Below are 19,560 nucleotides of genomic sequence, written 5' to 3'. Positions count from 1 at the left end.
GAACAAGCCTGTTCATAACCACGACATATACGGAGCATAATCGGTGGAGGAACGGCGGATATCCTCAGCCCGCCGCAAACGACAGGATCGGCTCGACCAGCCGTGGCCAGGACCGGAACAGCGTATGCCCAGCCTGTCCGCCATGGGTCTCCACCGAGCGCTCGTTCCACTCGTCGTTGCCCCATGGCGGATCGATGAAGTGCGAATGCGGGATCAACCGGTGGACCCACTCCGAGGTCGCCCGCGTGTGCGACAGATCGCTGGTGCCCGACCGGAACACCAGGACCGGCATCGTCAGCCGCGCAAAATCGCGCTGGGTCATGCCGGGAACCGGGCTCAACGGCGACGGCCCATAAGCCGCGGCCCATTTCTGCATGACCGCGATGAACCTGTCCGGATCCTGGGCCAGGATGAATTCCCGAGCCTGCGGACTCTTCGCAAGGTTTTCCGCCCAACTCGTCGCCTGAAGCACGGCCTCCATGCCGCCCCGGCTGGCCAGCATCGCGGCCTCGCCGCAATAGTAGGTGGCAAGCTGCATGAGGCCGATCGGATCGCCCGAAATCCACCAGAGCACGAGGTGCGAGCAGATTTCGGGATCCCGCGCTGCCGCCAGCATCGAGACGCGGCTGCCGCCCGAACCGCCCGCGATCAGCGCCGGCCCGAGGTCCAGCCTGCGGATCAGCCCGGAGAGAGCCTCGGCCTGCATTTCCGATTCGCTCTCCCCCAAAAGGCTGGCATCCGAGGCGCCGCAATTGGGCCGGTCGTAAAGGAGTACACGCCGCCCCGCAGCAACCAGGCCTTCCGCCATTTCGCGCAGGCCCGGCACATCCATGGCGAAACGTCCGCCGGGCGTCAGCACCACGGCGGGATCACCCGCGCGCCCCAGCAATTCATAGGCAATGCCGATTCCGCCCACGTCGATCCGAGGCATCCGCTCTCCCCCGAGGCGCCATTCAGGCGTCGCGGGGAAAGGGTCGGATGCAGGGCCGCACGAAGCAAGGCGGCACCGGCGATAACGCCCGGGCGTTGGAGCCGGGTCAGGTCACCACATCAGGCGCAGTGCGCCCGGTATGGCGCACGATGCCGGCGGCCGCTTCTGCCGCAGCCACTTGCGCTTCCAGCATGACGCCGGTGTCGGCATCAAGATGCCCAGAAGGCGCCTCGTAGCGTTCGAGATAGACCCGCAGCGTCGCCCCTTGTGTGCCGGTGCCCGAGAGGCGGAACACCACGCGGCTGCCGTCCTCGAACAGAACGCGCACGCCCTGGTTGGCGCTGACCGAATGGTCGACCGGGTCGGTGTAGGCAAAGCTGTCCGCATGGGCGACCACCAGCGGGCCGAAAACCGTGCCTGGCAGGCTCGGCAGCGCAGCCAGCAGTTCGGCCATCAGCGTGTCGGCGCCCGCCTTGTCGACACCCTCGTAATCGTGCCGCGCGTAGTAATTGCGGCCGAACCGCGCCCAATGCGACTTTGCCAGTTCGTCGACGCTGATCCCGCGCACGGCCAGAATGTTGAGCCAGAGCAGCACGGCCCAGAGCCCGTCCTTCTCGCGCACATGGTCCGAACCGGTACCGGCGCTTTCTTCCCCACAGATCGTCACCTTTCCGGCATCCAGCAGGTTGCCGAAGAACTTCCAGCCAGTCGGCGTCTCGTAGCACGGCACTCCGAATGCCTCGGCCACCCGGTCGGCAGCGCCGCTGGTCGGCATCGAGCGGGCAATTCCGGCCAGTCGCCCGCGATAGGCCGGTGCGATTTCGATATTGGCCGCCAGCATGGCCAGCGAATCCGAAGGCGTTACAAAGCGTCCGCGCCCGATGATCAGGTTGCGGTCGCCATCGCCGTCCGAAGCCGCGCCGAGATCGGGCGCTTGCGGCCCCATCATGAGGTCATGGAGTTCCTTGGCGTGGATCAGGTTGGGATCGGGATGATGCCCCCCAAAATCCTCCAGCGGGGTGCCGTTGACCACCGTCCCCGGCGCAAAGCCCAGTCGCCGTTCAAGGATTTCGTGCGCATATGGCCCGGTCACCGCGCTCATCGCGTCGAAACGCATGGTGAATCCGCTGGCGACGATCCCGCGAATCCGATCGAAATCGAACAGCGTCTCCATCAGGTCGGCATAGTCCGCCACCGGGTCGATGACCTGAACGCTCATCTCGCCCACCAAGACTTCACCGGTCCGGTCAAGATCGACGTCCGCAGCCTCGACAGTCAGCCAGCGGTCGATCTCGGCAGTGCGCGCATGGATCGCCGATGTCACGCTTTCCGGTGCCGGTCCGCCATTGGCAATGTTGTACTTGATCCCGAAGTCCTCATCCGGACCGCCGGGATTATGGCTGGCCGAGAGCACCAGTCCGCCGCTGGCGCCATACTTGCGGATCACGTGGCTGGCCGCCGGGGTCGACAGGATCCCGCCCTGCCCCACCAGAACCCGGCCATATCCATTGGCCGCCGCCATGCGGATCGCCTGCTGGATCACCGTGCGGTTGTGAAAGCGCCCGTCACCGCCAATCACCAACACCGCCCCCGGTGCCGGCCTGACGACGTCGAACACCGACTGAATGAAATTCTCGGCATAACCGGGCTGCTGGAACACCCGGACTTTCTTGCGCAAACCGGAAGTTCCCGGCGCCTGACCTTCATAGGGAGTAGTGGGAACAGTTACGATCCGGGTCAAGCGCGGGTCTCCATAAACAGAATGCCGATAGTTCCCGAACAGGAAGTCGGCCAACAAGAAAGCGGTGGTCGGGAAGTTTCCACCAAGAACTGACTGTGCCTGCAAAGAAGTTGCTTGGCAGCATTGAGTGACAGTCTGGCGGCATCGCCAGCAATATCAAGCCCATCCATGGCAAATGTTGCGCCCAAGCAAAAGGGCCGCGCGACCGGCCGAGTTTCGCGCAGGATCAAATAAGCCCGCGATCCCGCAGACTTACCGCGCGATTGCCGCCAACTACGAAGTGATCGTCGACAAGGATGTCCAGGGCACCGGCCACATCGATGAAATGGCGGGTAGCACGAATGTCGGCGGCGCTGGGCTCGGGATTTCCCGAGGGGTGGTTGTGCGCGATCACCAGCCGCCGGGCATCCAATTCAAACGCCCGCCGCACGGCCCGGCGCAGCGGCAGGATTGCCGTGCTGCCGTGGACGCCTTCGTGAAAGTCCTCGGCGATGAACAGCCCCTCGGCGGACAGGTAAAGCACCACGACACATTCCTCGCGGCAGAACCCGAGGCGGCGCACAAGGTATTGACGAAGGCGCGGACTGTTGGGCTCGGTCGGCTCGCCGACAACCGCTTCGCGCGCGGCCAGAACCGAAAGTTCACGAGCCGCCGCGATGGCTGCGGTCAGCAACCTGAAACCCGGCGTCGTCTCACCGATGGTTTCTGCGAGGCTGGCCGCAGATGCGGCATGGATCCCCCGTAGCGAACCGAAGCGCTGAATCAGGCGGCAGGCAATCTCCTGCGTCCGTTCCCCGGCGAAAGGAGCCAGGACTTGCGCCAGGACGGATAGCTGCCCAGTCGCTTCTGCCGCCGCATGTGAGCGAGCAGGCCAAGCGCCAAGGCGATCATCTGCACGTAGGAAGGCATGATGTTCATCGCCACGTAGGCCTGCCCCGAGACCATCTTCGCCATTGCGGGATAGACGTGGCTCAGCAGTGCGATGAGCTGAGAACCCGCTATCCACAGCGGGTAGACCCGGTTGGCGCCCAGCGCCACCATGAGGAAGACGGCAAACCCGATGACGTCGATCGCCAGATGGGCAAAGTTCACTCCCAGCACCAGCATGGGTTGAATACCGACGAACAAGTGGAACATGCGATCGACAACCAGCATCCCCAGGATGGTGGCCGAAATGATCCGCTCCGGTGCGGCCCCACGCCGCATCGCCAGCACGAACAGCAAGGCAAGCACGCCATGCTGGAGATAGGCCCGCGCGCTCAGGAGAAACATGGCAGCCCCCCAGCCCCATGCCGCTTCGAGCGCGCGGAACCCATCGTCGACCCGCTTGTGGTCAGGCCGACTGCAACTGCGGCATCGCCTCTACAAGGACAGCGCTTTGCGGGCAGGCTTCCGGCTCGTCGACGATCGCCTTCACCTGGCGACCGGCATCGAGCAGCGCGCGGTGGACACGGATCATGTCGTTCTGACTTTCCAGAAGCGCGCGCTGCGAACGGGCGAGGCGCAGCAGCGCATTCTGCCCGGTGAAGTTGGCGACACCATCGGCGCCGCGCGCCAGCACCATCGTTTCCATCAACCGCGCCGACGCCAGCAGTGCGGTATCGAGCGAAAGCTCGGCTTCGGGAAGCTGGCGCGAAAGACGTGCGGCAGCGGCGGAAATCGACATACCCATAAAAACCCTCCATCGACGCCCGCCACTCGCTACGGGCCCCCCACAAGATCGTGATACGAGGCTGGCTCACAGATGTCGGCTCAGCGCCGTGGCAAGATCCAGTCCAAACACCGCCACCAGCAGTAAGCCGCCGGCGATGAGGACCATGGCTGCCACACGGTTGACACCGGCATCAGGGCCATCGAGCACCTCGGGGACGACCCGTTCGATCCGTTCGTCATGCCACGGTGCCTCGACCTTGAAGGTCACGCCATCCGAAAGCGTGAGGCGGTTGCCCGGCTCGTCCCGAAGCCACCCATCGGCGATGATGTGACGTGCGGGAACCTGAGGATTCTTCTCTGGTAGAGGATTACAGGGGGCCTGCCTGTCAGCCATTGCGGAAACGGCGACCTCGCCAGGAAGACGTGCAGCATCCGCCGCAGCAACAGGCGCGGCCGCTTGCAGCGCAGGCGCTACATGATCCTTTCGCTGATAATACCGATAGGCCCGGGCCAGCTCCGCGCGCGGCGGTGATCCGGTCCGCGCACGCACGCCCTCAATGCGCTGGTTCACGGCACTTTCCGAAATGCCGAGTTCCCAGGCGATCTCCTTGCTGGTGCGATTTTCCGCAACCAGTCTTAGAACTTCATGTTGCTTATCTGTCAGCCTCGGAAGTGTTTCAAGGATGCCCTGAAACTGTCCTGAGTCTAGTTCGCGCGCCCCGAATTCGAAATCCATATCCCCCGGCTTCCCGATCCGGCGGGCTATCCCCCTCCCGCCGGTTCTCCCTTACGTATATCGCGGTAACCAATTCAGGATCAATCGGTAGTTGGGCGGATTTCGCTGCAAGACGCCTGGAAACCGCCATTACGAACGGATTTCGCGCGACCGTTCTGTCTATCTTAACCGAACCCTCAAGGTTTGTTGTTAACTATACACAGGAATTCAATCGTTTGCAGAAAATGCCGTGCACAGACGACGCCTGCACCGCCCGGTCGTGCAAATGTCACAAGAACCGGCACGGCCAATACAATTTCTTACCATTCGAGGATTTGCCCGCCGCACTGCGGCATCTAGCCCAGAGTGATGAGCAGCCCGCGCCTACTCCTTGCACCATTCCGCGCCACCTCCCGTGCGCCATCCCCCGCAACGTCGCCTGCCCCGGCCCGCATCCTCGCCCCTGCAGCCCTGAGAAGAACCCGGGGCCGATGCGGCGCCATGTATCTGCTGCTTTCCTCTAGCGGGTTCGTTCTGCCGGCAGCTGTTTTTGCTCAACAAGCGAGCCCGGCCATCTCCGCCGGGAAAGGCACCAAAGGCAGTGCGACAACTTCCAGCAACGGCGCGGCGGCGGACTCCGGTTCCGCCGACGAGATCATCGTCACCGGACAAGCCGTTCCCGGCGCGGTGATCGGCGACATTCCTCCGGAGAACCGCATCGGCCAGGGCGAAATCGCCTCCTACGGCGTCGATTCCATCAGCGACCTGCTCGACGAAATCGCCGACCAGACCACCAGCATCGCCGGGCGGGATTCATCGAGCGGACCGGTCGTTCTGGTCAACGGCAAGCGTGTCTCGGGCGTCAACGAAGTCGGCGACCTGCCGGTGGAATCGGTGCTGCGGGTCGACATCCTGCCCGAGGAAGTGGCGATCAAATACGGCTACGACGCGCAGCAGAAGGTGGTCAACATCATCCTCAAACGGCGCTTCCAGTCGCGCGTAGCCAATCTGGAGGGCGGCATGTCCACCAAGGGCGGGGGCGGCCAGGGCAACGGCGCCTTCACCTACACCAGGATCCACGACAACGACCGGCTCAACCTGACCGGCAAGATCACCTCGCAGGCCGCGATCCTGGAAAGTGATCGCAACATCACCGCCGATCCCGACAGCGAAGTGACCGCCGCCGGCGGCCTTTCCGACGAGCGCCCCTATCGTACCTTGCAGGCATCCACCCGCAACTACGCGATGGCGGCCAGCCTTGCGCACGATCTGGGCGGCTCGGCCAACATCTCGTTCAACGTCAAGGGCACCTACAAGACCAGCCGTTCGCTGGGCGGCCTTGCCGACGGGGAACTCACGGTTCCGGCGAGCAATCCCTATTCCGGCGGCTCGGATTCGAGCTTCACGCGCTATCTGTCGAACGATCCGCTCAACCGGGCGAGCAATTCCGGCGATGTCTCGGCCGGGACGACGCTCAACGTGGACCTGTCCAGCCGCTGGAAGCTCTCGGTCATCGGCAGCTACGACCACAGCGAGTCGGACACGCGCAACGAGACCGGCTACGATCTCGACACGCTTCAGGCCGCGCTCGATGCGGGCGACCCCGATGTCGATCCCTATGGCACGCTCTCGCCCACTCTTCTCGGCTCGATGCTGACCACCCGCGCCAAGTCCAACACCGACACCGGCAGCGCCAGCGCGCTGATCTTCGGCAAGCTGCTCAAGCTGCCCGCCGGCGACATGGGCGTGAGCCTGAAACTGGGCGGCGACTTCACCTCGCAATCCTCCAGCACGATCCAGAACGGCGCGGCGACCGACAGTGACGCCAACCGCACCAACGGCAGCGCCAAACTCTCGGTCGATATTCCGCTGACCAGCCGCAGCAAAGGCGTACTCGGCGCCATCGGCACGCTGAGCCTCAACCTGAACGGCGGCATCACCCAGGTGTCGGACTACGGCACCCTCGGCACCTTCGGTTACGGGCTCAACTGGACGCCCGTGACCGGCGTTACCGTGATCGCCGCCGTGAACGAGGACCGCAGCGCGCCGACCGTCGCCCAGCTCAGCGGCCCGGTGATCACCACCACCAACCAGCGCGTCTACGACTATGTGACCGGAGAGTCGGTGCTGGTCACCTCGGTCACCGGCGGCAATCCGAACCTCAAGGCCGACGACCGTCACAGCTTCAAGCTGGGCGTCACGGCCAAGATCCTCGACGAGCCCAAGCTCAATTTCAGCGCCAGCTACGTCAACAGCCGCAACCGCAATGCCATCATGAGCGTGGGCGGCGTGACCGAAGACCTTGAGGACGCCTTCCCCGATCGCTTCATCCGCGACGCCTCGGGCACGCTGGTGAGCGTCGATTCGCGCCCGGTGAACGTCTACATGCAGCGCACCGAGCAGGTGCGCTGGGGCTTCAACTTCTCCACCCAGCTACGCAAGCCAAAGCGCCCGGAACGACCGGCATGGGCTCGCCCCGGCGAAAACGGCCAGTGGGGCGGGCGCCGCAATGGCGAGCAGAACGGCCAAACCGGCGGACAACGTCCCACGAACGAAACCTCCGGCCAGCCGCCGCAGGGCGAAGGCCAACCGGGCCAGCCCGGCGGCGAAAACGAGATCACCGTCAACGGCCAGCGCGAACAGGAAGGCCCCGGTGGCTTCGGACCGCCCCCCGGCGGTTTCCCGCCCGATGGCCCGCCGCCGGACGGTTTCCGCGACGGACCTCCGCCAGACGGCTTCGGCCCGCCTCCCGGTGGTGGCCCCGGCGGTCCTGGAGGACCGGGAGGCCCCGGCGGGTTCGGTGGTCCGGGTGGACGCGGCGGACGCGGGTTCTCAGGCGGCAGCGACAATGGCGCGCGCCTGCTGGCCTCGGTCTACCATACCTGGGTGCTGCGCTCGGACGTACAGCTCACCGAGGACGGCGAGACCATCGACCTGCTGCATGGCGGCACCGTGACCGGCAGTTCGACACCGCAGCACAAGGTCACCGCCAGCCTGGGCGTGGTCGACAACGGCCTTGGCATGCGCCTGGAAGGCAACTGGCAAAGCGCGACCAGGGTCAACGGCGACAGCCTGTCCTCCTCGACCGGCGATCTCCACTTCTCGTCGTTGGCGACGCTGGACCTGCGCCTTTTCGCGAACCTGCAGAACCGCTTCCGCGGCAAGGCCTGGGCGCGCGGCACGCGCGTCAGCCTGTCGATCGAGAACCTGTTCGACACGCGCCAGACCGTGACCGACGCCACCGGCGCGACGCCCTATGCCTACCAGAAGGACTATCTCGACCCGATGGGCCGGACGGTACTGCTGTCGGTGCGACGCATTTTCTGAAGCAAGGAGAAACGGGATCCCCGCTTCCTTCTTCAACGTCGGAAGCAATGAAAAAGGGCAGGAGAGCCGCGCTCCCCTGCCCTTTTCTCAATCTGCCCGAAAGCAGCGAGGCTGAAACCTCACTCCTCGCCCATGCGAAGGGCGGCGATGAAGGCTTCCTGCGGGATCTGCACGTTGCCGTACTCACGCATGCGCTTCTTGCCTTCCTTCTGCTTTTCCAGAAGCTTCTTCTTGCGCGTGATGTCGCCGCCATAGCACTTGGCGGTCACGTCCTTGCGCATCGCCGAAATCGTCTCGCGCGCGATCACCTTTGCGCCGATGGCAGCCTGGATCGGGATCTTGAACATGTGGCGCGGGATCAGTTCCTTCAGACGCTCCACCAGCGCACGGCCGCGCGGTTCGGCCTGGCCGCGGTGCACGATCATCGAAAGCGCGTCGACCGGCTCGTTGTTCACGAGGATGTTCATCATCACGAGGTCACCCTCCTGAAGACCGATCTGCTCGTAGTCGAAGCTGGCATAGCCGCGGCTGATCGACTTCAGGCGGTCGTAGAAGTCGAACACCACTTCGTTGAGCGGCAGTTCGTAGGTAACCTGGGCGCGGCCGCCGACGTAAGTCAAGTCCTTCTGGATACCGCGACGGTCCTGACAGAGCTTCAGGATCGAGCCGAGGTATTCGTCTGGCGTATAGATCACCGCCTTGATCCACGGCTCTTCCATGAAGTCGATCTTCACCGGATCGGGCATGTCGGCCGGGTTGTGCAGTTCCTTCACGGTGCCGTCGGTCATCGTCAGGCGGTAGACCACCGAAGGCGCGGTGGTGATGAGGTCGAGGTCGTACTCGCGGCTGAGGCGCTCCTGGATAATCTCCAGGTGCAGCAGGCCGAGGAAGCCGCAGCGGAAGCCGAAGCCCAGCGCCGCGCTCGATTCCATCTCGAAGCTGAACGAGGCATCGTTCAGGCGCAGCTTGCCGATCGATTCGCGCAGCTTCTCGAAGTCGTTGGCGTCGACCGGGAAGAGCCCGCAGAACACCACGGGCTGCACTTCCTTGTAGCCCGGCAGCGCCTGCGTGGCGCCCTGCTTCACGGTGGTGATGGTGTCACCGACCTTGGCCTGCTCCACTTCCTTGATCTGCGCGGTGATGAAACCGATCTCGCCAGGGCCGAGCTCAGGCAGGTCGATGCGCTTGGGCGTGAAGCAGCCCACGCGGTCGATCAGATGCTCGGTGCCGCCCTGCATGAACTTGACGTTCAGGCCCTTCTTGATGACGCCGTCGATCACGCGCACCAGAATGACGACACCAAGATAAGGATCGTACCAGGAATCGACCAGCATGGCCTTGAGCGGCGCTGCGCGATCACCCTTGGGTGCCGGGATCTTGGCGACCACGGCTTCGAGGATCTCGTCGATGCCGATGCCCGACTTGGCGGAAGCCAGCACGGCTTCGGAAGCATCGATGCCGATGACTTCCTCGATTTCGCTCCGCACCTTTTCCGGCTCGGCGGCAGGCAGGTCGATCTTGTTGATGACGGGCACGATCTCGTGGTCGTGCTCGATCGACTGGTAGACGTTCGCCAGCGTCTGCGCTTCCACGCCCTGCGCGGCGTCCACCACCAGCAGCGCGCCTTCGCAGGCGGCAAGGCTGCGGCTGACTTCGTAAGCGAAGTCGACGTGGCCCGGCGTGTCCATCAGGTTCAGCTCATAGGTGATCCCGTCGGAAGCCGTGTAGTTCAGGCGCACGGTCTGCGCCTTGATGGTGATGCCGCGCTCCTTCTCGATATCCATGTTGTCGAGCACCTGCGCGCTCATCTCGCGGTCGGAGAGGCCCCCGGTGCGCTGGATCAGGCGGTCGGCAAGCGTCGACTTGCCGTGGTCGATATGGGCAATGATCGAGAAATTACGGATCTGGGCGAGTTCGGTCATGGTTGCGCCGTTAGCAGCGCTTGGACCATTTGAAAATGCGTCTCTGCGCGCATTTTCGAGCGCCCGTCAGCTGACCTTGCGCAGCGGCCCCACCTCGGCCGGCTCGAAGCGCGTGCGCGAGGGCGTGAACTGCACGGCACCGTGCGGGTCAAGCTCCAGCGGGGTGCCGAATTCGACCCCCATGTGATCCTCCCGGCACCAGCGCGCCGTGGCGAGAACGACGTTGTCCTCGGCCAGATGAAGCGCAAAGCAGGTATCCACCGGCACGTTCCACAGGCCTTCCACCAGCGCGCCAGTCTGCGAGACGTTGCGGATCGTGGCATGGTAGATATGGCCGCCGTGCTCGAGCACGACCTTGCGCAGCATCGTCTGTCGCGGCGCCCGCGCCGAGCGTGGCCCCGTGGCAACCGCTCCCATCCCGTGTCCGAGGCGGTTGATGACGCCTTCCGCATTGAGCGGCTTCTCGTAGATGTAGCCCTGGATATGGCTGCATCCCAGCAGTCGGACGAGATCGAGTTCGTCGAGCGTCTCGACACCTTCGGCGGTCGTCTCCATGCCCAGCGCTTCGGCCAGGCTGACGATCGAGGCGATGATCGCGCCGTTGCGGCTGCCCTCGATGGTGGCGCCGCGCACGAAGCTCTGGTCGATCTTGATCTTGTCGAACGGCGCCTTCTTCAGATAGCCGAGCGAGGAATAGCCGGTCCCGAAATCGTCGAGCGCCAGCCGCACGCCCACGCCCTTGAGCGCGGCGAACATGTCCTCGGTGGACTTGTCCTCGCCCAGGAACACGCTTTCGGTGATCTCCAGTTCCAGCCGCGAGGACGAGATGCCGGCGTCGGCGATCGCCCGCTTGACGATCTTGGGCAGATCCGGGTTCGAAAACTGCAACGGCGAGACGTTGACCGCGACCCGCACCTCACCCGGCCAGCCCGCCATGTCGCGGCAGGCGCGGCGCAGCGCCCATTCGCCGATCTCGGCGACCAGCCCGGTCTCCTCGGCCACCGGCACGAACTTGGCCGGGGACAGATAGCCGTGGCGCGGATGCTTCCAGCGCAGCAAGGCCTCGAAGCCGGTGATGCGCTCGGTGGTGGTGTGCACTTGTGGCTGGTAGTGCAGTTCCAGCGCGCCCGCCGCGATGGCGTCGCGCAGATCCTGCTCCAGTTGCTGGCGCTCCTTGGCATCGGAATGCAGGTCGTCGTCGTAGAAGTAATAGCGTCCGCGCCCGCCACCCTTGGCCGCATAGAGGGCAAGATCCGCGTTGCGCACGATTTCCTCGGCAGTGACGCCGTGATCGGGACAGAGCGAGATGCCCACCGAAGCTCCGATGGTCACCCGCACGCCGTCGATCGTGTAGGACTGCGAGAGGTTCTCGATCACCCGGCGCGCAAGATGGGCAAGGCCTTCGTGCTGGTGATGGCCGGGCAGCAGGACCTGGAACTCGTCACCGCCGAGACGCCCCACGCGCCCCATCGCCCCCACGGTATGGGTCAGCCGCTCGGCAACCTGCTTGAGCAGTTCGTCGCCGGCCGGGTGCCCCATGGTGTCGTTGACTTGCTTGAAACGATCGAGATCGAGCAGGAACAGCGCGCAGGCCCGGCTTTCGAGGCGCGGCGAGGTGAGGATCTTCTCCAGCCATTCCGCCATCTGGAAACGGTTGGCCAGCCCGGTCAGCGAATCGAAACGCGCCAGTTGGGTTACGTGCTGCTGCGACTTGCGGGATTCGGTAAGGTCGGTACCCGAGCCGCGAAAACCCAGGAAATTGTGGAACTGGTCGAGCACCGGACGGCCCGAGATCGACCACCAGCGCTCTTCCTCCTCCGCCGTCGCGGCGCGCACGGTAAGGTCCTGGAACGAAGAGCGGGTGGCAAGATGGAAAGCCAGCGTGCGTTCGCTTTCCTGGCCGCCGATCTCGAGATGGAAGAGGCTGTTGAACGGCCGCCCCACCACTTCGGACTGGGCCGCCCCCAGCAGCCCGGCGATCGGCGCCGAAACGTATGTGATGGCACCGCGCCGGTCAGTCTCCCAGAACCAGCCCTGCCCGGTTTCCTCATATTCGCCGAGCAGTTCCTCGGCCCGGTGCTGACGCATCTCCTGCTCGCCCCGGCGCACCGATTCGGCGGCGGCCAGGCGCACCTGCCGCATCGCGACGACAAGGCCGATGCCGCTGCCGCACGCCAACAGGACAAGCGATTCGATCCACGCACTTGCCATCGAGGCACCGCACCAGAGCGCCACCGTCGCCGCCACCGTGGCGGTCAGCCGACCTTCGAGCAGCACCGTGGCGAGCAGGACCAGCAACACCAGTCCCTGCACCGTCAAGGCACCTTCGAGCGCCGGGGCCCAGGTGCCGATGGCATGGCCGAACAGTACCATCGGCACCGCGATCGCCAGGAGCATGATCGGATAGCGCAGCCAGCTCGCCGGATCGCAGCGCTCCTCGAATCGGGAGAGCCAAGGTGCGGCGAGGCAACCGATAGCCGCCAGCAGCACCAGTGCGGTGACCAGCAGGCCGGGCGCCTGGGCGGACACCGCGCCGATCACCGCCATGACGCCGATCATCGCCGGAGCCATCAGCTCCCAGCGGCGCGGCACAAAATAGAACAGAGGATCGCTGGCCCCGCCCATGGGGCGCAGGAAGGCAAAGTTATCAGCAAAACCACGCGGACGGGCGGCCGTGTCCCCGGAATCCCGGTCGCCGAAACTCCTTTCGGGCGCGGCCGTTTCGGGATCGCAATGGGGCTCACGGGGGCTGCCGACACGCGCACGCTCGGTTGCGCCCGCGCCCGGCACACCCTTGCGAACGGTATGCCGTTGCCGCCTGGAACCCATATCCACCATGCGTCCGCTATGGCCTGCCGGCCATTTCAAAAGGGTTAACCCCCGCATGGTCCCTTACCGCAGAAACACTGAATTTGCGGGGACCGACAAACCCTAACAACACCACTCTCTAAACGCCGAACACGACGGACCGACACCGTTTTTGCTTGCCGAACGGGCTGCCGCATGTTTGCCTGAGACATGACGGGGTTCACGCCCGGTGCACCCCATCGAGGGAGAGCAAGTCCATGCGACATATCGCAATCGTGGGATCGGGTCCGGCCGGCTACTACACGGCGGAAGCGGCGCTCAGGCAGTGGCGCGACGATGTGCGGGTCGACATCTTCGATGCCATGCCGGTACCCTTCGGACTGATCCGCAACGGCGTCGCCCCCGACCACCAGTCGATCAAGGGCGTCTCCCGCCGCTACGAGGCCACCGCGCTCACCGACAACGTACGCTTTGTCGGCAACGTGATGATCGGCCGCGACGTCACCATCGGCGAACTCCAGGACCTCTACGATGCCGTCGTACTGGCCACCGGCGCGCCGGGCGACCGCAAGCTCGGCGTGCCGGGCGACGGCCTCGCCAACGTTTTCGGGTCCGCCGCCTTTGTCGGCTGGTACAACGGCCATCCCAACTTCTCCTCGCTGGCACCCGACCTTTCCGGTGAAACCGCCGTGGTGATCGGCAACGGCAATGTCGCACTCGACGTCGCGCGAATCCTTGCCAAGTCGCAGACGGAGTTCGAGGGGTCCGACATCGTCACCCATGCACTTGAAACGCTAACGGCATCGCGGGTGCGCCGCATCGTCATCCTCGGTCGGCGCGGACCACATCAGATCACCATGACGGCCAAGGAACTGGGTGAGATCGCCCACCTCTCGCGCGCGTGCCCGCATGTCGATGCCGCCGACCTGCCGCCCGAACGTGCCGATGCCGCACTCGAGGCCGGACAACGCAAGGCGGTCGACCATCTGCGCGCCTTTAGCAAGATACCCGAACCCGGCACCGCCCCTTGCACAGAGCGCGAGGTCGAGATCGACTTCGACTTCTTTGCCGCTCCCCGCGCCATCCTTGGCGAAGGCAAAGTCGAGGCGGTCGAGGTCGAGCGTACGCGGCTGGAAGATGGCAAGGCCATCGGCACCGGCGAAACCTACCGCATCCCCGCAGGTCTCGTGGTCTCCTGCATCGGCTACCAGACCTCGCCGATCCCCGATGTGCCCTACGACCACGACCTCGGCCGCTTCGCCAACACAGAGGGGCGGATCGCACCGGGCCTCTACTGCGTGGGATGGGCGCGGCGCGGCCCCACCGGGACCATCGGCACCAACCGGCCGGACGGCTTCGCCATCGCCGAAAAGATCGCAGCCGACCTCACCGGCGATTCCGGGAAGCCCGGCCGTCCCGGTTTCGACGCCCTCGCCGCCCGGCGCGGGATAGACTACGTCAAATTCGCGGACTGGCTGAAGATCGACGAAGCCGAGATCGCCAATGCACGCACCGGCTCTCCGCGCGAAAAGTTCGTGGAAGTCGAACGCATGATCGAGGCTGCCGGAAAACAGTAACGCGGCCCTGCCGCACCGAACTGCCGGCTCTGGACAAGTATTACGCCTTGCAGCGCAAGCACGGCCTGCGCGTCTTCGCGATCACCACCGAAGGCTCGCTTCCGGCCTACCGCCTCAAGACCCTGTTCAACACCATGGCGATCCCGGCCGTGAAGCGCATCAGAGGCCCCTACGGACCGCTCACCGGCGTACCCACCAATTTCATCATCGATCGCACCGGCAAGGTTCGCTATGCCAAGGCCGGCGCATTCGACCTCGACGACCTTAACGCCGTGCTGGTGCTGCCGCTCAACGAACCAGCACCGAACTGACGCAGTCTCAACTCCAAAAATTATTACATCTTCATGACAGTTTCGGAAAATAAATTTCTCCAATTCTTCTAGTTTATTAGAAGTTTTAGCCTAGGCACCCGCTCGATTCAGATTAGGCACCGGAAGATAAACACCATGTCCGGGCCTGCAAGGAATACGGGTGCTTAGATGTCCTCCTTCAAACCGGCGATAGGCCGGCTCTTCGCGTCGCTGGAAACGCGCCTGGTCGGCGCGCTCGCACTCATCGTCGTGGCCAGCGTGCTTCTGCAGGTGGTGACCCAGCGTGAGGCCTTCGGACTGCGACACGATGGTGACGCGCTTGTCCACGCCTCGGCGATTGCCGAAAACGCCGACCAGTTTGCCGAAGCGGTCGGCAAGCTGCGCATGGCCACCAACCGCGGCCTTGCCGCCAACGACGATACCGGCAACGAACTGACAGATGCTGCCATGGCCATCGGCGACCGGTTGGGCAAGCTGCGCAACAGCGGCATGGCACTCTACGATCTGCCGGAAGCGGCCGATCCATTTGCCGATCTCGATCGCCATGTCGCCGCGATCATGCAGGTCCAATCGGGCACCAACAATGGGGGGGCGCTCGTCGCCCGCATCGAATCGCGCAACGACGCGATGGCCACACTGGCCAAGCGTATCGTCGAGCGGGCCCACGCCGACCGCGAGGCCGCGCAGCAGCGCCTCGTCTCATCGGCCGCACGCTGGCAATTGCTGGTGCTCTGCGCCGGCCTGGTGACGATCCTGATCGTTTCGCTGGTGCTGCTCGACATGCTCCGCAACATCCTTCCCGCGATCCGGCGCATGCACCGATCCCTGCAAGCCCTTGCGGACGGCGACCTCGACATCGCCATCGGTTCGTTCCGCCTCAAGGAATTGCAGGACCTTTCCGGCCCGCTGGAAACATTCCGGCGCAATGCCAAGGCCGTGAAGAACCTTGCCTTCAGCGACCCAGCAACCGGCCTGCCCAATCGCCGCGCCTTCCAGGAAGACGTTGCCTGGCTGTTCAGTGCCGCGCCGCACCGCCGTTTCGCCTGCATGGTCGTCGATATCGACCGCTTCAAGCATATCAACGACGACTACGGCCACGCCGCCGGTGACGATCTGGTTCGCCTGATCGGCGCGCGCCTCAAGGCAGCACTGGGCGAGACCGGCATCGTTGCACGCGTGGGCGGCGACGAGTTTGCCATCTGCATCGAGCCGGAGGACGACGAAACCGCCTATTCGCTCGCCGCGCGCCTCACGGGCGCCATGCGTACACCCTTCAGTCTCGGCGAATATTCAGTGGCAATCACGGTTTCGATTGGTGTTGCCGAAGCAGGAGGCGACACCCCCACGGTCGATATCGACGAACTGCTCCGTCAGGCGGACATGGCGCTTTATGTCTCCAAGAAAAGCGGCCGCAACGCAGCCACCTGCTTCGCCCCGCAAATGGCCGAGGAGCGTGCCGTCGACCGGGCGCTGGAAAAGGATCTCGAAGGCGCCTTCGAACAGGGCCAGTTGCGCATGGTGTACCAGCCGATCCACGCCGTAGCCGGCACGGCGGGCGGCGGCGAAGTGGAGGCACTGGTGCGCTGGCACCACCCGGATCTGGGCGAAGTGCCGCCCTCGACCTTCATTCCCGCCGCCGAACGCAGCGGACAGATGGTGCGCCTGGGCGAATGGATCATCCGGCGTGCGCTGGCCGACTTCGCCCACTGGCCAGGCATGACGATGAGCCTGAACCTCTCGCCGCTGCAACTCCAGCATGACGGTTTCAGTGCTTTCCTGCTCGATGCCTGCAGCCGCCATGGCATCGCCCCGCAGCGACTGTTCCTCGAAGTCACCGAATCACTCTCGATCGAACGAAACACACGTGCGCTGCTGACGCTGAACCTCTTGCGCAACCTCGGCTTCCGCATCGCGCTCGACGATTTCGGCACCGGCTATTCGTCGCTCTCGATGGTCAAGAGCTTCAAGTTCGACCGCATGAAGCTGGATCGTAGCCTCGTCATGGATCTCGACCAGGACCCGGCCTCGATGGCCGTGCTGGAAGCAGCCGTGACCATGGCTCGCCATGTCGGCGCCGAAGTGGTGGCCGAAGGGATCAGCGAGGAGCACCTGATCGACGCCACCCTCGACGCTGGCTGCACCCACCTCCAGGGCTACTACTACAGCAAGCCGATCGAGGCAGACGACGTTCCGGCCTACTTCGCGCAGCCGGGTGATGGGCGCAGCGCGGTCGCCTGACCCCGCGCCGACGCGAACAATCCCCCGGAACAAAAAAGGGCCGAGACTTACGTCCCGGCCCGTTTTGTTCGTGTGCGGTTCAGCGAAGTCAGACGCGCATCGGCATCAGCACGTAGAGCGCCGGACTCTTGTCGTCCTGACGGATCAGCGTCGGCGCACCGGCATCAGCAAGGTGCAGTTCGACCGTGTCGCCGTCGATCTGACCGAGGATGTCCTTGAGATAATTGGCATTGAAGCCGATCTCGAAGCCATCGGCCGAATAGTCCGCGGGAACTTCTTCCGCAGCCGTACCGTTGTCGGGCGAAGTGACCGACAGTGTCACGCGGTCCTGCTCCAGCGCCATCTTGACGGCGCGAGTCTTCTCGGTGGCGATGGTCGCCACGCGGTCGACTCCTTCGAAGAAGCTCTTGGGATCGATGCGCAACAGCTTGTCGTTGCCGGTCGGGATCACCCGGGTATAGTCCGGGAACGTGCCGTCGATCAGCTTGCTGGTCAGCACCACACCGTGCTCGCCGCCCAGCGTGAAGCGCACCTTGCTGGCAGAGAGATCCACCAGAACGTTGGTGTCCAGCGCTTCTTCCAGAAGCTTGCGCAGTTCGCCCACGCACTTACGCGGCACGATCACGTCGGGCATCCCCTGTGCACCGTCGGGACGGGGCAGCGTAAAGCGGGCCAGGCGGTGACCGTCGGTCGCGGCGGCCTTCAGTTCCTCGTCGGTGACGTGGAGGAAAATGCCGTTGAGGTAGTAGCGCGTTTCCTCGGTCGAGATCGCGAAACGGGTACGGTCGATCAGCTGGCCCAGCACGGCGGCTGGGATCTCGAAGCTGGTCGGCAGCTCACCCTCGGCGATGACCGGGAAATCGTCGCGCGGCAGCGTTGGCAACTGGAAGCGGCTGCGACCGGCCTTTACCACCATGCGGTTGTCGGCGGCATCAAGGCTGACCTGACTGCCATCGGGCAGCTTGCGCGCGATGTCGAACAGGAGGTGCGCCGAAACGGTGATGGCGCCGGCCTGCTCGACCGAAACCGCGCCGAGGGTTTCGACGACCTGCAAGTCGAGGTCAGTCGCCATGATGCGCAGGGAGCCGGTGCCCGATGCCTCGATCAGCACGTTCGAGAGGATGGGAATGGTGTTGCGCCGCTCGACGACGGACTGCACGTGACTAAGGCAGCGCAGGAGCGTGGAACGTTCGATGGTGGCCTTCATGTCAGCCTCAGGTCCCCCTTAGGTCGGGCTTGGGACGCCCGGATGACACGGACAATCCCGAATTTCAGGACGAATATCTCTAACGAACGTAAGGCTTGCGGCAAGCGAGTAATGGCCTGGAACCGGCGAATCTGGGGATAAATCGGGGGTTTCTCGCGCGATTTCCGCTCGTTCGCCCGCCTTGCCGCACGAAGAAGGCCCGATATCGCCTTCGCAGCACCTTCCGCTTGCCCTGAGCGTCAGTGCAGAGCATGCTGCACTGCACCTCCAATCCCCCGAAATCGTGGGAGGCTAACGACTTGTCTTACGGTCTGCGCATTGAACGCAAGGATGAGAGCGGCGAAATCAAGCCGATAACCCTGCCCGAATGGAGGCAGGCAGTCACGGGCATGGACGGTGTCAGACTGGCCGAGGGCGACGCCAATGCACTCAATCCGGTCACGCAGGAATGGGTGGTGATGCCCAATCGCGGCGGCGACGTGGAAGTGTGGCGTGACGGCTATGACGGCTGGCTGCGGGCACTCTGGTGGTCGCCCAACGGCACCATCAGCTTCAGCGCGCCGGATCCCGAGCCGGACGGACACTCGATCCTCGCCGTCGCGCGGGACATCGCCGGAAAGCTGGGCGCCAGGATCGTCGACGCCGACGGCGCCGTTCGCGACTAGGGCCTGAGCATCTTCCCGAGACAGATCGATTGCGGCCGATCCGCATAACGGCCGTAAGGCGCGATTTCGCTGTAGCCATGCCGTTCGTAAAACGAGACCGCACGCGCGTTCACCCGCCGGGTGGAAAGTGACGCTGCCCGGTAGCCATCGGCAAGCGCCGCCGCTTCGAGATGGGCGAGGATCGCCCCGCCGCAACCCTGCTCGGCATACATGCGCTTGATTTCGGCCACATCGCCTTCAAGCGGCCGATAGGCACCGCAGCCGATCACCGCGCCCTGCCCCACCCGCGCGATGACGAACAGCGCGCGGGGGACGAGAACATCCGTCGGATCGAACGACGACGTACCACCGTCGCCGGTGAGGGTGACGAGCGCCCCGGAGAGGCGCTCTATCACTGAGGCGGCATCGGGACCGCGCGGATCGCAGGCTTCGACCTTCACGATCCCCACGGCACCCGACATGGCC

15 protein-coding genes are annotated in these 19,560 nt (G+C 64.5%); 5 read left to right on the top strand and 10 right to left on the bottom strand.

Annotation, left to right across the window (positions count from 1 at the left end):
- Positions 1-64: 64 nt before the first annotated feature.
- From CA833_RS13800 to CA833_RS13780, 6 genes are all read right to left on the bottom strand, one after another.
- Positions 65-931: an alpha/beta fold hydrolase gene (locus CA833_RS13800; protein ID WP_207078345.1), complete on the bottom strand. Its 867-nt coding sequence runs from the start codon at positions 929-931 to the stop codon at positions 65-67.
- 106 nt (positions 932-1,037) lie between these two features.
- The gene (locus CA833_RS13795; protein WP_207078344.1) at positions 1,038-2,672 is read right to left on the bottom strand and encodes an alpha-D-glucose phosphate-specific phosphoglucomutase; all 1,635 of its coding nucleotides are present in this window, start codon (positions 2,670-2,672) and stop codon (positions 1,038-1,040) included.
- Positions 2,673-2,898: 226 nt separating this feature from the next.
- Positions 2,899-3,345, bottom strand: coding sequence for a JAB domain-containing protein (locus tag CA833_RS26965; protein ID WP_242526109.1), 447 nt, complete (start codon positions 3,343-3,345; stop codon positions 2,899-2,901).
- Between the two features lie 89 nt (positions 3,346-3,434).
- On the bottom strand, positions 3,435-3,944 hold the full coding sequence (locus CA833_RS26960) for a hypothetical protein (protein WP_242526108.1): 510 nt from the start codon (positions 3,942-3,944) through the stop codon (positions 3,435-3,437).
- A gap of 61 nt (positions 3,945-4,005) precedes the next feature.
- Positions 4,006-4,344, bottom strand: coding sequence for a hypothetical protein (locus CA833_RS13785; RefSeq protein WP_142634452.1), 339 nt, complete (start codon positions 4,342-4,344; stop codon positions 4,006-4,008).
- A gap of 66 nt (positions 4,345-4,410) precedes the next feature.
- Positions 4,411-5,061: a helix-turn-helix transcriptional regulator gene (locus CA833_RS13780; protein WP_207078342.1), complete on the bottom strand. Its 651-nt coding sequence runs from the start codon at positions 5,059-5,061 to the stop codon at positions 4,411-4,413.
- 480 nt (positions 5,062-5,541) lie between these two features.
- On the opposite strand from CA833_RS13780, the gene CA833_RS13775 reads away from it, so the two are divergent.
- Positions 5,542-8,367 (top strand): TonB-dependent receptor, encoded by a 2,826-nt coding sequence (locus tag CA833_RS13775; protein WP_207078341.1) that lies wholly within the window; start codon positions 5,542-5,544, stop codon positions 8,365-8,367.
- Between the two features lie 119 nt (positions 8,368-8,486).
- On the opposite strand, the gene lepA is transcribed toward CA833_RS13775, so the two are convergent.
- Both lepA and CA833_RS13765 read right to left on the bottom strand, forming a co-directional pair.
- Positions 8,487-10,289: a translation elongation factor 4 gene (gene lepA, locus CA833_RS13770; RefSeq protein WP_142634457.1), complete on the bottom strand. Its 1,803-nt coding sequence runs from the start codon at positions 10,287-10,289 to the stop codon at positions 8,487-8,489.
- A 66-nt stretch (positions 10,290-10,355) separates the two neighbouring features.
- Positions 10,356-13,127 carry an EAL domain-containing protein gene (locus tag CA833_RS13765; RefSeq protein WP_242526107.1) on the bottom strand — a complete coding sequence of 924 codons (2,772 nt, stop codon included), beginning with the start codon at positions 13,125-13,127 and terminating at the stop codon, positions 10,356-10,358.
- A 227-nt stretch (positions 13,128-13,354) separates the two neighbouring features.
- On the opposite strand from CA833_RS13765, the gene CA833_RS13760 reads away from it, so the two are divergent.
- The 3 genes from CA833_RS13760 to CA833_RS13750 all read left to right on the top strand — a co-directional run bounded on the left by CA833_RS13760 (position 13,355) and on the right by CA833_RS13750 (position 17,223).
- Positions 13,355-14,674, top strand: coding sequence for an FAD-dependent oxidoreductase (locus tag CA833_RS13760; protein ID WP_207078340.1), 1,320 nt, complete (start codon positions 13,355-13,357; stop codon positions 14,672-14,674).
- A gap of 47 nt (positions 14,675-14,721) precedes the next feature.
- Complete coding sequence (locus CA833_RS13755; RefSeq protein ID WP_370584517.1) at positions 14,722-14,985, top strand: TlpA family protein disulfide reductase; 264 nt, start codon at positions 14,722-14,724, stop codon at positions 14,983-14,985.
- A 168-nt stretch (positions 14,986-15,153) separates the two neighbouring features.
- On the top strand, positions 15,154-17,223 hold the full coding sequence (locus CA833_RS13750) for a bifunctional diguanylate cyclase/phosphodiesterase (protein ID WP_207078339.1): 2,070 nt from the start codon (positions 15,154-15,156) through the stop codon (positions 17,221-17,223).
- An 88-nt stretch (positions 17,224-17,311) separates the two neighbouring features.
- Here CA833_RS13750 and dnaN read toward each other — a convergent pair whose 3' ends face one another.
- Positions 17,312-18,430: a DNA polymerase III subunit beta gene (gene dnaN / locus CA833_RS13745; RefSeq protein ID WP_142634463.1), complete on the bottom strand. Its 1,119-nt coding sequence runs from the start codon at positions 18,428-18,430 to the stop codon at positions 17,312-17,314.
- A gap of 299 nt (positions 18,431-18,729) precedes the next feature.
- On the opposite strand from dnaN, the gene CA833_RS13740 reads away from it, so the two are divergent.
- The gene (locus CA833_RS13740; RefSeq protein WP_142634465.1) at positions 18,730-19,095 is read left to right on the top strand and encodes a hypothetical protein; all 366 of its coding nucleotides are present in this window, start codon (positions 18,730-18,732) and stop codon (positions 19,093-19,095) included.
- Here the strand turns inward: CA833_RS13740 and CA833_RS13735 are convergent.
- Positions 19,092-19,556: a GNAT family N-acetyltransferase gene (locus tag CA833_RS13735; RefSeq protein ID WP_207078338.1), complete on the bottom strand. Its 465-nt coding sequence runs from the start codon at positions 19,554-19,556 to the stop codon at positions 19,092-19,094. The genes CA833_RS13740 and CA833_RS13735 overlap by 4 nt on opposite strands.
- Positions 19,557-19,560 lie beyond the last annotated feature (4 nt).

Origin of the sequence: Novosphingobium sp. KA1, from assembly GCF_017309955.1 — a bacterium.
Taxonomy (GTDB): Bacteria; Pseudomonadota; Alphaproteobacteria; order Sphingomonadales; family Sphingomonadaceae; genus Novosphingobium.
The sequence above is the reverse complement of the archived record's forward strand: the minus strand, read 5'-3'. Positions and strand labels throughout refer to the sequence as shown.